This is a genomic window from Desulfatiglans anilini DSM 4660 (genome assembly GCF_000422285.1).
GTDB lineage: Bacteria > Desulfobacterota > DSM-4660 > Desulfatiglandales > Desulfatiglandaceae > Desulfatiglans > Desulfatiglans anilini.
In genome coordinates, this window is the sequence record NZ_AULM01000004.1 from 126943 (window position 1) to 141206 (window position 14264).

Consider the following 14264-nt stretch of genomic DNA (forward strand, 5'->3'; position numbering starts at 1 on the left):
GACCACCCGACACACCCCGCTCCCCCTCAAAAACAGAGGGTCCTGCCCGGAGCCTCACGGCTTTCAGCATAGGAACAAAGCCACAAAAAGGCCATTCCCCTCGCGCTTCAGCGCCTTTTGACCAAACGGGGACTGCGGCACCGGTGGCTGACAACGCCAGGCGATGCTGCAACCCCCGTTGAACGCCCGAAATCCTCCTACTCTCTTCGGCGCCGCTTCAGCGCAAAGCCGCCGAGAATGGCCAATAGCATGGACATCACCACCATGCCCAACCCATCAAGGGCTGGAACCGGCACGGGATGAACGACCTGCGTCACGGCCGAGCCCGTGTTGTTGTCGGACGTCGGATCGGGGCCATTGACCCCGTCATCGGCAACCACCGCATTGTTTTCGATCTTCTCCCCGTTCGGAGCAGCCCTGGCGACCAGAACCGCAAACTCCAGATCGAGTGTCTCCCCGGCGCCAAGCTCACCCACTGAATAGACGCATTCGGTCCCGCCGCGACTTCCGTCAGGACAACTCCAACCGGGCGTGCTTTTTGAGGCCCTGAAAACGGTGTACTGCGGCACCGTCTCTACGATTTTCACACCCGTCGCATCCTGATCACCCACATTTGCGATCCGTATGGTGTACACAATCAACCCGTTCGGCCCGATCCGTTCCGGACCCTCTTTGGTGATGGTCAGGTCGGGAGCGGCCGTCACGGGGGTTTCATCGCTGGAAGCATTGTCATCCAGATTGGTATCCTCCCCGTTGGCCCCGTCATCGGCAATGCCGGCATGGTTGAGAAGGCCTTCTACGCCGGCCGGCAGCGGGTTGACCACCGTCACGGCAAACGCCGCCGCGCCGCCCGCGCCGCCGCCCTCGAGCGGGCCCACCGCCCATTCATAGACGCTCCCGGCTCCGCCGTCACCGGAAACCAGGCTCCAGCCCGGCGTGCTCGACCCCGCGCTAAAGACGGTGTGCTCCGGAACCGTCTCCCGCAGCACGACCCCCGTGGCGCCCTGGTCGCCGTTATTGGCGTACTGCAGCGTGTAGACGATCGTCCCGCCGGGAACCCCCGTCGCCCCTCCGTCGGTTTTCACAACTGCCAGGTCCGGCGCCGCTTCCACCGGCGTCTGATCCGTCGACCCGTTGTCGCCCGGGTTCGGATCCGGCCCGTTCGACCCATCGTCTGTGATGGCCACAGCGTTCACAATCGACTCCACCCCGGCGGGCAGCGGGTCGACCACCTTCACCGCGAAAACCACCGCACCCTGGTCCCCGACCCCAAGGGATCCGACCATCAGGGTGTATGCTGCGCCCGCGGGGCTGCCGTCTGCGCAGCTCCACCCAGGGGAACTCGACAGCGCGTCAAAGGTGGTATTTGCCGGCACCGACTCCGTGATCATGACCCCGCTAGCTGGCCAGGTGCCGTTGTTGGATACCGTAAGCTCATAGGCGATCACCTGACCCGGCGACACCGTGGCGCCATCATCGCTCTTGACGATGGAGAGATCGGGCGCCTTGGGTGTCAGATCCGCCTGATCCTGGTCGTCGTAGTCGTTCAAACCGCCGCCGCCGGTGCGCCCGCTGTCCTCCTCGCCGGTGGCCCCCGGCATGCTGGACCAGGTCAGGGCCGCCTCATTGACAAGAGGCACCTCCGGCGCCACGTCCGGCGCGATCAGGACCTGGTAGGTGATCGTAAGGTCGTGGTCGGCAAGGGTCAGCGCCGAGATGCGAAAGGTGAGAACCTGTCCGTCCACCTCCGGCGTCAGGGGGCTGCCCGTGGCATCCACGTAGCTCAATCCAGCCGGGAGGGTGTCGGTTACGACCAGGTCGTAAGCCGTCGTCCGGCTGTCAGGGGTGTGGAAAATCCTGAGCGAGACCGTCGCCTTGTTGCCGCGCGACTGCTCCGTCGGGTCCATGGTCTTCTCGACGACCAGATCCGGTTCGACCACCTCGGCTTTCAGAGGCTGGATGCCGGGTTCTTCGGCGTCGGCATCGAAAAAGCGCACCACTGTTCCCTGCGGCCCCGAAAAGCTGAGCTCCGCATTGTTCAAAAGGGCCGTCCCGTTCTGGTTCGCAAGGATATTGTCGACACGGACCGGCAGGTCGATGGTGATGAAATCGTTCGATAGGTCACCATCACCCGGGTTGGTCACCCTCCCGAAATCAAAGGTGAGTTCCTGTCCGTCCTGATCGGGGCCCGGAGGGTCCGTGTAATCGTAACCCATGCCTGCATTGCCCTTCCCGACCACCGCAGGGGGCAGAAAAGTCACCCCGGCGGGAAGGGTGTCGGTCACGACCAGGTCCTCGATGGTCCCTTGAATGAGTTCGATCGTGAGGCGATAGGTGAAAATTTCCCCTACGGCATAGGTCGTTCCGGCCGGATCGGGGTGAAAGCGTTTGTCGAGGGCCACCGGATCGGCCACCGTGATGATCTGGCTGTTGGCCGATGTGTTGTAGTTGTCCAGTACGGCCGGATCGTTCTGGTCGGAACCGCCCGCTCCTGTCCGCTCATGCGTGTCCTCCCCATCCAGGCTGCTGAATTCCGCCGTCACACGGTTCTGGATCTCGTCACCGGGGCTCACTTCGATCGTCAAACCGGCGCTGAAAGTGATGGTCACCGACCCGCCCACGGGCACATCGAAGGGATCCGTGTGCCAGCCGTCCGGTTCCAAATCGACATGGAGCAACGGCGTCTCCGCCCCGCCCGTCACGTTTGTCACCTGCAAGGAAACCACGTTTTCGAGCCCAACCGGGAGGATGTCGCTCAGAACCACGTCGAAGGCGGTGGTCGAACCCGTGTTGCCCACGACGACGGAAAAATCCACCCCGTTTCCGGCCTGCAGCCCCGTGTAGTTGCTGGTAATGGTTTTGATCAAGGTAAGAGTGGGTTCCCCAACGACGATGTCGACGCTGTCGACGGGAATGTCGTGGGTGGCGCCGCCCTCATCCGCGTCGTCCACCTGGAAGAGCGCGTCGTTGGACAGTCGGGTCCCGTCCTGATTGGTCAGAAGGTTCTCCACGCGGGCCGAATAGCTCAAGCGCACATACTTCTGAACCCCCGGATCGTCATTGGTGATGTCACCGAGGGTGAAGGTGACCGTTTGCGCCTGCACGGCAACCAGCGGCGGGTCGTGTTCGACCGCGACCCCGTCGGCGCTCACCAGCCCGGCCGAGCCGGCGATGAAGCTCAGCCCGGCATCCAGGGTGTCCGTCACCACCGCGTTATAGCCGGCCGCCCAGTTGCCGGTCAGCAGGACATCGTAGGTCACCACATCACCGATGGCATACCGGGTCTTGGGGTCGACAATCGCTTTAACGGCGTTGATCGCCCCTACCACCACCCGCTCGCTGTCCTCGGCCCTGTAATCATTGGGTCCGGCCCCGGAACCGTTGCGCTCTCCCGTTTCCTCACCGGAGACGCCGGGCGCAGCATCGCCGGTCCCGTTCGGTCCTGGCACGCTCGTAAAGGTCACCTGCGCCGTGTTGTCGATCAGGGTGCCGGGAGGAGGCTCCGCCCCTGTGGTGACCGTGTAGACCACCACCACCTGGCCGCCCACCGGGAACCGATCCACCGACACATCGAGGGCGTCGGCCGTGCTGTTGTCGTAAACATCGCCCGCCACGACACCCCCTGAAGGGCTGATGGATTCAACCACCAGGCCGGCGTACTGCAGAGGCAGGACGTCCCGAATGCGGACATCGTAGCCGGGGGCCGCATAAGGGCCCGCAGGGTTGACCACCGTCACCGTGAAGGTGACCTCGCCCCCGGAAGGAAAGACCGCCAGCGGCAGCCCGGACTTGACCACCTGGATGCCCGGTTCAATTACGGTCACGGGCAGATCGGCAGGGGTCAGCATCTGGGTCTGGCTCAACCCGTTCCAGTAACTGAAGCCCCCCTGGTCGTTCAGGACCGTTCCGGCCTGGTTGCCGGCGACATTCGCCACAACGGCCTTGAGTTCGAGGATATAGGCCCCCGGGCTGCCGTCCGAGTTGATCACATCCCCCAGAAACACCGAGACGTTCCCATCGCTGTACGCCAGGTCCACCCCGTCCGTGAGAGGCACGTACACGCCGCTCGGGGCCATGTTGACCCCCCCGGGATCGGCCGAGGCGCTCAGCCCCGTTTCAAAAACCCGTGCCAGACGGCCGCTGTCTGCAACATAGACAAGACCGTCCGGGAGCGCATCCGAAACTTCCGCATGCAGCGTGGTCCCGGAAGGCACATATACCGTGACACGGTAGGTCAACACCTCGCCGATCATCACCTGGGCGCCGGCGCTGTCCGGCTCGCTCGAAGCCTCGAGGGTCTTCGACAGCCCCGAAGGCTGCCCGACCGTGCTCCCGGGAATCGCCACCGGCGTCAGATTCGGGTTCTTCCCGTCCCCGTCATAGCCGTTGTCGTCGCTCGGCACATCTTCCAGTTCATTTGAAGCCACGCTTCCCTGGTTGAGCAGAATAGTCCCATCGGCCGTACCTAAATCGACTGTCACCCGGAAACTGATCAAAACGACATCCCCGGGATAAACATCCCCGACGTTGACCTCCACCGGGGCCTGGCTCACAACCACGCCCTGGCTCGCGACGACCGATCCCGGCACAATGGTCGTGTGAGTCGGTATCGGATCCCTGAAACGGACGTCGGTTGCCGGGGCAGCGCCCTTGTTGCTGAGCGTCACCGTGTAAACGATGGATTCCCCCGGGTTCACCAGGCCATCCGGGTAAACGTCCGAGAAAAGACGCCAGCGCTTCTGGAGATCGAGCAGGGGTGCGCCTTCCCCGTCCACAGACGAAAAGACGGTGGGTTGGGCTCCATCCGTCGGGTCGCCGTTTCCGTCCGAGGGCACCGGTCCGGTCTCCGCCGAGTCGGCAATCCCCTGGTTCTCGAAGGAGCCGACGGCGTCCACCTCGACCTCGAACCAGATATACTCCAACCCGGAGACAGGAACAGCCATGCCAGTCAACTGGAGGGCCTGTCCGGCCACGTGGAGCAGCCCGCTCGTAGCCACGCTGCTGCCCGTGTAGAGAAGCCCCGAGGGGATCTCATCCGCGAAGGTGACTTCGCTCAACGCCGTGCTTCCCGTATTCTCGAAGACAACCCAGTACCGCATGGTGTCTCCGAGCGTGACGCTTCCGCTGTCGTCGGCGTCGTTCACCCACTCGACGAATTTCCACACGTAAAGCCCGGCTTCGAGGGGCGCCCCGCCGACGACGATCTCCGTCGGCTGATCGCCGTTCTGATCGTTGCCGTCCCAGTCGGTGGGTTCGGGGATCGTCTGGTCGCTGTCGACGCTACCCTGGTTCCAGAGAACCGTACCCGGCAAGGCCCCCGCATTGACCGTAACCAGAAAATGGATGACCACCTCCTCCCCCTGCGCCATGTCCCCCGCACGGACCACGAGCAGAGGCAATCCACCGTCCTCCACCGTGCCCTTGCTGCTCGCGAGGCTCCCAGCCACATAGGTCGTGAAATCCGGCACCCGATCCTCGAAAACGACATTCGTCGCGCCGCCGTTCGTATTCGTAAGCGTGATCGTGTAGCGAACCGTGTCCCCCGGCGTCACGCTCTGGCTCGCATCGGGGTCCGCCTCGAGGGCCCAGACCTTCTTCGCATCGATGAAGGCCGCCGTGGTCGGAATCACCGTATCCCGGGCCTCATCGCCGTAGTCGTTCAGGCCGCCGGGGGCATCGGCCCCGTTCCGGCCGTCATCGGCCCCGCCTGTAGCGCCGGGGATGCTCGCCCAGGAAAGTAGGGCCAGGTTCGTGAGGCCTGTCCCCACGGGGGCATCACTATCGATCCGCGCACGGTAGGTGAACTGCCACAGGCCGTTGTCGGGCGCCCCCCGTGTGAGGGCCGCTTTCCTGAATTCGAGTTTCTGCCCATCCACTGTGTAATCGCCGCCTGCAACAGGCGTGTCCACAAACGTGAGGCCATCCGGGAGCGTGTCGGTCACCACGATGTCGAAGGCATCCGCGTGGCTTTCCCCCGTGTGGACGACCGTCAGGGTGAATTCCACGAGGTCGCCGAGCGACTGCTGCTCGGGCAGGACGTTCTTCGTCACCGAAAGATCCGGTTCAATGACCGTAATAGGTACGCCCTCGATCACGTCGGGCGTTCCGGGGTCGTCATCGAAATCCACCCTCACGGGAGTCTCCCCGTACTCCAGGTAGACATAGGAGCCGTCGGCATGTTCTCCGTTCGAAAGGACTTTTCCGTCCTGGTTTTCCAGGATGTTGTCCACCCGGGCCGTGATCTCGATGTCGAAATAGTCGTTGGCCCCGTCCCCGTCCGGTGCATTGGTCACGTCACCGAAATCGAAGCGGATGCTCTGCCCGTCGACGAAAGGGCTGCCCCCGGCGTTCTCGAAGCTGATGCCCGCATGAGCTGAAACGAGGTGGCTCACGTAGCTCAGACCCGGCGGCAGGGTGTCGTTTACCAGGGACAGGGAGGGGATCGTCCCCTCGATGATGGCGATCCGCAATCGGTACGTGACCGTCTCTCCGACCGCGTACCCGGTCCTGCCTGCCGGGATGGTCTTATCGAGGGCGATATCCGCATTGACGGTGATGGACTTGGAGGCGGACTCCTCATAGTTGTTCAGATCCGCGTCGTCGTCGTCATCCACTTCGCCCGGCCCCGATGAGTTGTCACGGCCGCCGTCCACCAGACTCGTGTAGGAGGCCCTCACCCCATTGGTCAAGACCTGCCCCGGGGTCACGGTCGCCGTGAGCCTCGAATCGAAGCGGATCGTGATGCGCGCGCCGGGGTCCATCTGGACCGTGTCGGATGCATCCCCGGAGGAGATGCTCGCCAGATCGAGCGTATCGTCCGTGTTCTGGGTTGTGCCCACGTGGAGGTGGGCCGCCGTCACCGGCGTGGAGGTGCCGTTCAGAAAGACCGCCGCGCCCTCGGTGAGGAGTTCGAGGTTGCTGATGAGATACAAGCCCCGGTCGGGATGCGCCGGATCCCGCGGAAGCACATCCTTCCAGTCCACCTGGTAGGCGGTGGTGCTTCCTGTGTTGACGATGGTCACTTCCCAGGACACGGTGTCCCCGGCATCGGACCCGGCAGCCCCGGCCGTCGCGATCTTCTGGATCTCGAGGTTCGGCTCCCCGACGCGAACCTGCGCCGACACCGGCTCCAAGGACACGGTCTTGCCGGGATCAGCCGGGTCCTCATAGCTGAGGACCGCGCTGTTGGTCAGGAGTTTGCCGTCCTGGTTGGCCGGTTCGTTCTTCACCTCGACCTGGTATTCAATGACGATGGCGCCGGCCGTGGGGATCGTGATGGTGCCGAAATCGAAGGTCAGCGTATTCGAACTCACGTTGTAGTGGAAAAAGCCCGGGTCGTTCGCCTCGGTGAGAGGAGCCTTGGAAGCGCCGGCACCGTCCGGGAGGCTCACGGCAAGGGTGCCCGCCAGAAAGGCGGTGAGCGGGACGCCGGATTCGGCGGGAAGCGTGTCAAGCACCTTGAATGCGTTGGTGGTTCCGGCAGGGACTTCCAACGTAATCCTGAAAGTCGGCCGGGAGCCGATGGCATAGCGGGTCTCGGCCCCCAATCGCTCCTTCGCGATCGCCGGCGTCAGAATGGCCACCTCGGCCCCATCCTGCCCGTAAAGATCGTTGGCGCCGCCGCCCGTACCGTTCCGTTCGCCGTCTTGCGCGCCGGATCCGCCGGGCGCAGCATCGCCGGTCCCGCGCTCACCGGGCAGACTGCTGGTGTCAAAGCGCGCCGTGTTGGGAATCACCTGCCCATACTTCACACCCTGGGTGAGGGTCGCCCGGTAGCTCACCTGGACGCACTCCCCCGGATCCAGGCGGTCGATCGTCCCCGCCAGGGTGTTGCCGGAGAAGGCGGCCGCAACCACGGCGCCGGTCGCGCCCGGGTCGATATCGACAACCTGTGGATCGCCGTATTCCACCGGCAGCGAGTCCTCGAAGGACCAGTCGAAGGCCGGGGTGGCGCCGGGACCTGTGGCATCGTTGCAGATATCCAGCGTAAAAGTGATGATCGACCCGGCCTCTCCGCTTCCGGGCGCCGCCGCTTTTGCGATGGCGGGCACCGGTTCGGCCACGATGACCGTCAGTGAATCGCCTTTGCTGGTCCGTGCCTGCCCCGCCGCAGTCACCCAGCTCATCCGCCCCTGATCCATGAGGTTCACATCGGTGTAATTCCCCGCTATGTTTCTGACCACGCATTTCAGGGTGAGAAGATACTCGGCCGCCACGGCGCCGTTGTTCTGGACATCACCGAGCGCGATGGAAACGCCCCAGGTTTCCGCCGTCAGGTCCACGGATACCGGATTCCCCGGAACGTTTGCATTGATGCCGCCCGGGTCGATGACAGACAACAGGGATTCGCTCGAACGGTCGAGCATCGCGCTGCCCGCGATGAAACCGAGGCCGCCCGGAAGTTCGTCCCCCAGCGTCACACTCCGGGTCAGGCCCGGGGGCAAACTGAAGCGAACCCGGTACTCCACCACCTCGCCGATGGCGACACGGCTACCGTTGGTGAATTCCTCCGAAGTGCCGAGGATCTCCTTGGTCCCCGTGCCTGCCGGGCTGGTCGTGATCGAGTCGCTCCCCGAGGCGGAAGGCTCTCGGTCGTAGGCCGGATCATCGAACTCGGGGTCCGTTCCCGGCAGGGAATGGCCGGCGGCGGTGGCCGTGTTCACAAAGGTCGAACCGGTCACCACACTCTGGCTCAGGTTCACGGTAAAGGTGAAAGAGCGCGACTGCCCAGCCGGGAGGTCGCCCGTGTAGCTCAGGGCGCACGTGCCGAATCCGCCGGGGGTGAACCCCCCGTCGTCCGTGTTGAGGGTCGTGGTGCAGTCGTAGACGGCCGGGTCCAGACTGTCTGCCACCGTCACGCCATAAGCCGGCCCGTCCCCGGTGTTCCAAACCGTCAGGGTCATAGCCACGGATTCACCGCCCACGAGATTGGTATCGGGGTTGATCACCTTGACAATGGTCAGCTTCGGTTCGGTGAGGGTCGTGGCCGCGGTGGCGGAATCCGTGAAGCTCGCATCCGCCGTGCCGTCTCCCGTGAAGTCGATGCCGAACTGGGCATCGATCCGGTTCGTGAGGAGTGTTCCACTCTGGTTGGCGGACACGTTGTTCACGCGAACCTTCACCCGGTACCGGAAGGTCTTGGGCCCGGCGAAATCGCCCAGCGTCCATGTCAGGACCTGGCCCGTCTGCGTAGGCGCGATGGCGAAGTCGCCGCCGTCCTGCGCCGCCGAGACGAAGGTCGTGTTGGGCGGCAGGGTGTCCGTGAAGATCACCGCTTTGAAGGTGTCCGTGTTTTTGAAGACCGCCTCGATGGTGTAGGTCAGTTCCTCGCCGATGTTGGCGTTTTCCTTGTCCACCGTTTTGGTGAGCTCGAACCCCGCCGTATAGGCGCTCGTTTCGTCATGGGTGTAAGTGCAGGTGGCCGTGCCTCCCTGGTCTTCGCACGTCCCCTCGACCGTCGCCCGGTTCAGGAGGGAGCCCTCCCCCACGGTGGCTTCCACGGTGACCGTGTGGGTTCCGCCGTTGGCGGCGATGGGTCCCGGGATCACCCATGTGCCAATGTTTCCGCTCCAGCTGGCCCCCGCGCTCGCCGGGTTCGAAAAACCCCCGCTCAACACGTCCGTCAGAACGATATCGGAAGCCGGGGCATCCCCCTTGTTCGTGAGGGTGATGGTCCAGGAGGCGGTGCCCTCGTCGGGAACGGTTTGGGTCTGCGGGGTCTTGACGATGTCGATGTCGGGCTGTGCCGGATCGATGACATCCTCGTCCGCAGCGCTGTAGTCCCCGCCGCAGGTGTCGTCATAGTCGAAAGCGACCTGCCTGCCGAGGTCGGGAATCGGAACATCCGCCGGATCGATGCCGTCATTGACCGCTGTGGTATCGCAGTAACGGGGGTCGCTTAGATCCACCTTGGCCCAGTAATGGATGGTGATGGTCTCCCCGGGGTAAATCCGGTCGATATTGGAGGAATCCCACGTCGGGCTGCCTCCGGCCACGCCGGCGCAGTTGAGGGAAAAAGCATGGGTGGCACCGCCCGGCGTGCCGGTGGCCGCGACTGTGCATGCACCGGAAGGGTCGAACACATAGCCGGCCGGCAAAGTATCGACGATGCTTTGCACGATGGCGGTCGCCCCGCTGTTGGTGATCGTGATGGTGACGAGCCCCCCGCAGGTGGTCCAGGCCCCGTGGGTTGCGCTGACCTCGCCCCCCGCGAAATCCGGCCGGGTGCGGAGCGCCACGCTGTCGCTGACGGTTTCGAGCGCCGGCGCCGCGCAGCAGCCGTAGACCGCCGAGGCGGTGTTGACCGTCAAGTCCCCGCATTCGCCCGCATCGACCGTGGTGCTGAAGGTCACCTGGCAGTCTTCCCCGACCGGAAGATCTCCGATCCCGCATCCGGCACCGAAAAAGTCGCCCGACAAGCAGGTCCCGCAAGTGGATGTGAACGTTCCCCCCACAAGGGTCACGTTGGCAGGCAACGCATCGGCGATGAGGACGTCTTTCGCCGGGTATTCCCCGTCGCTCGTAAAGGTGATCTGCCACTCCACGACATCGCCCGGATCCGCATCGACTTCGTCACGGGTCCATCCCGTGTCCTTGGTAGCGTTCCGGCCCTCCTTGAGCACCGTCACCCGCGGGTCGGCCGGCTGCGCGGCATAGATCTTCGGGGCCGAAGCGCTGCGCGGCTCTCCGGGGAGGACCTCGCAGGGCCGGTCGTACCACCCGGTCGCCTCGGCCTGCTTGTTGGACGATGCGTAGCGGGCGCCGCTCGTGCAGTCGCCGCCGGGGATGCTGACCTTGAACGTGAGCTGAATGTCGCTCCCCGGCTTCATGGCCCGGTCGCCGTCACCGTTGACCGGCAAGACCTCGCTGAAATCCCAGATGATCCGCTGGCGCTGGACCTCGAAGGGGTCCGAGGGGTTGGCGATCTCCGTGGTAATGGTCGGTATGAGTTCCGCCGGGCTCGTCCCATAGCCGTTGCTGTGCACAGCGGAGGTGCTGCCCGTCACGTAGGCCACGCCGGGCGGCAGCAACTCCACCAGGCGGACGTTGTAGACGTCCGTCTTCCCGGTGTTCCGGGCGGTGATGGCGAAGTCCGTTTCGTCCCCGCAGTAATCGATGGGATCTCCCGTGTGCTCCAAGATCACGAGGTCGGATTGGGTCAGAACAACAACGCTCGAAAGGGCTTTCTCGCTGCAGGTCTCTCCCCTGCAACCCCATGCGACTCGGGCATCGATGTCGAGGTTGTCGCATCCGACGAGCCGCATGGTCACCTGGATCACTTCCTGGGCCCCGGGCGCGATCTCGTCGAACGCGAAGGTCACGGTGTGGTCTCCCACCGCCCCGGTGGCTGGGGGAACGTCGCTCGAGAAATAGACGAGATCGGTGTCGAGGTCCAGGGTCACGACCGTGTTGACCATGGGCCCCGAACCGCCGTTGACGACGTAGATGTTCTGAACCGGGTAGGGTGTTGCGGCGAAGATCTTGGCAGGCACCAGATGGAGCGTCGGTTCACCCGTTTTCATGAAGATCGGCTGATCGGTCGCCACCGGGATCGCGCGCACCGGCGGATCGGTGCCGTTTTCGCAGAGATTGTTGTAGCGCCCGTCAGCGCCCCAATCGAGCGGGCTCTCGCAGTCGTGCTGCATGCGGAAGGTGATCGTCCCCTGGGGCTTGATGTCGCCCAATTCCCACGTGCGGGTCCCGTCTCCGTTGTCTACCGGCTCGAAGACCGCGATGGCGTTCCCGGAAAGATCCTGGAGGCCGGAAAAGCTCACCGTTTCGATGTAGGTGTAATGCCCCCTGGTATCGAGCGTAATCTCCGCGTCGTAGCCGCCGCGGAACCCTCCCAGATCGATGGTGTACTCACGGATTTCGCAGGCGTTGATGAGCGGCGGCCCGCCGACGGAAAGGGTCAGGCGGGCGCCCTCCACAGTAAAACCGGTGCTCACATCGTATACAGGGGAATCCACGCACCCCGTCCCGTCCGGGTCCGGCACCTCGAGGGTGGCGTGGGCGGTGTAGTCGCCTTCTTCGTTGTCAAACGAATGCGCATACCGGACACAGACGACCGTGCCGCCTGCATTGGGCGCGGGCACGCCCGTGTCCTCCAGGGGATCGAGGGGATCGAGCGAGAGGGGGAAGTCGGGGGAGCTGAAAAGGCCGGTGCGGTCGACGCCATTGACCGTGATTTCCAGGATCGTGGCGTCCTTCGAAGGCGCTTCATCCAGGAACGCATCGAGTTTCATGCCGGTCCAGGCGGCCGGGGCGCCGCTGTCGAAGACGTAACACGCCCGGAAGGTGATGTCCGAACAGACGTCATTGTCGGAAAGCCTTTGAACGGAGGAGCTCTGGGTCACGTCACCCGCCGTGTCGGTCAGGAAGGTGCTGAAGGTTGCGGGCTCGTTGACGCCCGGGCAGCCGCGGCAGTCGTCCGGGACCGAACTCACCGTCACCGTGTTCGCATACGACCGGAAGGCCGCGCACGGCTCCGTACCGGGCGGGGCATCCAGCACGACGGTGTATTCGACGCTTTCCCCGTTGGCCTTGAACGTGTGGGTCCATTGGACGGCGTCGCCGTCATGATCCCCGCCCCCCGCATCGACCAGGCTGAAACCGTAGGGGTGGTCACCGACGTCGGGGTAATCGTCCGTAATCGTGACCTCATGAGGCAGCACGCCCTCCGGCCCCGTGTAGGTGACGCGGATCGTGTAGGTCAGGTCCGTATCCCCCACCTCGGCCGTCGCGGGACCCGATTTCTCGATGGTGAAAGTGGGCTTGGGCGCCGGTTCGAGTTCCCAGAGACCGGGGCCTTGGACCGGCGGACTGTAAATGGTTCCGAAGACGGGGCCGCACTCGTTGGTATATTGGGGCAGATAGAGGATCGCCGCACTCGGCGTCGGCGAACAGTCGCCCGGGGGGCCGAGGGCGCCGGCGGTGACCTGGAAGGTGAAGTTCAAGCTCCCGCCGGCCGCAACGTCCGGCATCGAAAACGTGGCGGTGCTGGGGTCGAAGCTCACCTCCGCGTTGCTGATCCCGCTGACCACCCAATCCGCGGGCCAGTTCCGCATCTCCAGGGTGAAATTTTCAGCCGGCCCCTCCCCGCTGTTTTGAATCGTCACAGCGGCCTGCGACCCCGCGCAGTAATCGATGGCACCCGGCGGAGTCACCGTGATGTCGACCACAGGTTCCCTGATCTCCAAAGCCACCGAGGCGGTGGCCGCGAGCGGCGTCGCAATGCACAGGGTCTCGCCGTCCCCCCAGACTACCGATACCTCGTTGATCAGGCTGTCGCGGTCGCACCCGGTCACATAGGCCATGATCGTGTAAACGGCCCGGTTTTCCGGCGCCTCGAAACCGATCGGGCCGGTGTCCCACGTAACCGGCGTTCCCGCCGTGAGCGGGTCATCTGGCAGGTCGTGCCCGCTCGGACTGGAGATGCTGTAAAACGTAAAGGCCCCGCCCAGGGTGAAGGTGATGTCGGCACCTGTCACCAGATCCCCGTTGCCCGCGTTTTCAACCGTCAGGGTCCAGGAAACCAGGTCTCCCACGTTGGCGTCCGTCACCGCATTCTCCAAGGTCACGGCCAGAAAGGGGCTGCCAACGAAGACAGGGGTCGAGTCGGCCTCGGCGCCGCCCGGCTCCACCCGGGCGAATATCTGCTGCCCGGTGCCCGCGCCGCACACGGGCCGCGCCTTGAAGGTGAGCGCAAAAGAGCCCCCGGCGGCGGGCACGGTGATGTCGTCCAGACTCAGTTTGTGGGGCGAGAAGGACTCCACAGCCCCGCCGTCATCGGTCACCTTGAAATCATCCGGGATCTCGAGGATGAGTGAGACGCCTGTCACAGGCGACGCCTCGTCGCTGGTGACTGCCACTTGCCAGGTTCCTTCCTGGCCGATGGTCAGATCCGTGCTTTGCTGCGTGAAGGAAACCTGAAGGGCCGCTACGGCCGAAGACGGCACGAGAAGCGCGGCTAGAAAACAAAACACGATCAGTGCCCACTTCGACGTCACGGCCTTGCACATTTCTGCCTCCTGAAAGAGAAAAAACCGAATCGCTTCAGACCTTCCCCCGGCGGCGACCTTCCGTCCCCATGAAACCACTGGAACGCGAAAAGCCAATCCATCGGGAGACTGCAGGAAATCCTGGACGATCAGCAAAACGACGGAAAGGCAAAGACGCCCCGCCGCCGGAGCCTTAAAACCAAAAGCAATCCATCCGCAGATCAAGAATCCAGGATAACGCCTCAAAGATGAAAGCTTTGGAAA

At 64.1% G+C, this 14264-nt stretch carries 1 protein-coding gene; it reads right to left on the bottom strand.

All coding sequences use genetic code 11. The features are described from left to right. Positions 1 to 197 precede the first annotated feature (197 nt). On the bottom strand, positions 198 to 14021 hold the full coding sequence (locus H567_RS0106195) for an isopeptide-forming domain-containing fimbrial protein (protein WP_153306071.1): 13824 nt from the start codon (positions 14019 to 14021) through the stop codon (positions 198 to 200). Positions 14022 to 14264 lie beyond the last annotated feature (243 nt).